Consider the following 1,236-nt stretch of genomic DNA (forward strand, 5'->3'; position numbering starts at 1 on the left):
GAGAGTGTAAAATATTTTGTGTAAATAGAAAAAAGGAAGTCCCTTCTGTAGAATAGAGTTACCACACTAAATTCACAGAAAAGAGGACTTCCCTATGAACAATCTTACTACAGATATCTTACAGACTCTAGCTACAAAAGGTGATTTGAACGAATTATTCCGTTCGCACTTGGAATTAGCCGTAAATACGCTCCTGAGAACAGAGCTGACTGCCTTTTTGGATTACGAAAAGTATGATCGGATTGGTTTCCATTCAGGGAACTCACGCAATGGGTCCTATGACCGTACGGTCAAGACAGAATACGGCGAACTTCATCTACAGATTCCGCGCGACCGCAACGGTGAATTTAAACAACAGACTCTTCCTGCATATAAGCGAACCAATGGCACGTTAGAAGAAACCGTCATTCATCTTTTTCAAAAAGGTATTACCATGTCTGAAATTGCTGATTTGATTGAGAAAATGTACGGTCATCACTATACACCACAAACGATGTCCAATATGACTAAAGTCTTTACTGAAGAAGTATCAGCGTTCAAAAAGCGTAAACTAAACAGTCGTTATGCAGTCATTTATCTGGACGCTACCTATATTCCTTTGAAGCGGAAAACCGTTGAGAAAGAAGCCATACACATTGCGGTGGGAATTCGACCAGATGGTGCCAAAGAAGTCCTAGGATACGCTATTGCCCCTAATGAATCGACCGTCACATGGAAAGAGATATTGGAAGATTTATCCGACCGTGGTGTCAATGATGTTCTTCTTTTCGTGACCGACGGTCTCAAGGGTATTAAAGATACGATTCATCACGTTTTTCCTCAAGCAGCTTACCAACACTGTTGTGTCCATGTTTCTCGCAACATTTCTAGTAAAGTACGCGTCGCTGATCGCAAGGAAATATGCGAAGACTTTAAGACGATTTATCAAGCAGATTCACGAGAGACGGCCCTTGAAGCTCGCCTTGCTTTCTCAGAAAAATGGCGCAGTAGCTACTCTAAACTGGCCAAGTCTATTCTAGAAAATGATAACTTACTTACATTTTACGATTTCCCTTTATCAATCCGTAGGAGCTTGTATTCCACTAATTTGATTGAATCCTTTAATAAACAAATTAAAAAGTATAGTCGACGTAAAGAGCAATTTCAGAATGAAGAATCTATGGATCGCTTTTTGGTTTCCCGTTTTGATACGTACAATCAGAAGTTTTTGACACGGATTCACCGCGGCTTCCAACA

The 1,236-nt window shown here is 40.4% G+C and carries 1 protein-coding gene; it reads left to right on the forward strand.

Annotated elements, in window-relative coordinates; translation table 11 throughout:
• Nucleotides 1-94: 94 nt before the first annotated feature.
• A partial coding sequence (locus CLV38_RS13595; protein WP_106196531.1) for an IS256 family transposase occupies nucleotides 95-1,236 on the forward strand: 1,142 nt, incomplete at its 3' end.

The sequence above is a fragment of the Alkalibacterium olivapovliticus genome, from assembly GCF_003003275.1.
Lineage (GTDB): Bacteria > Bacillota > Bacilli > Lactobacillales > Carnobacteriaceae_A > Alkalibacterium > Alkalibacterium olivapovliticum.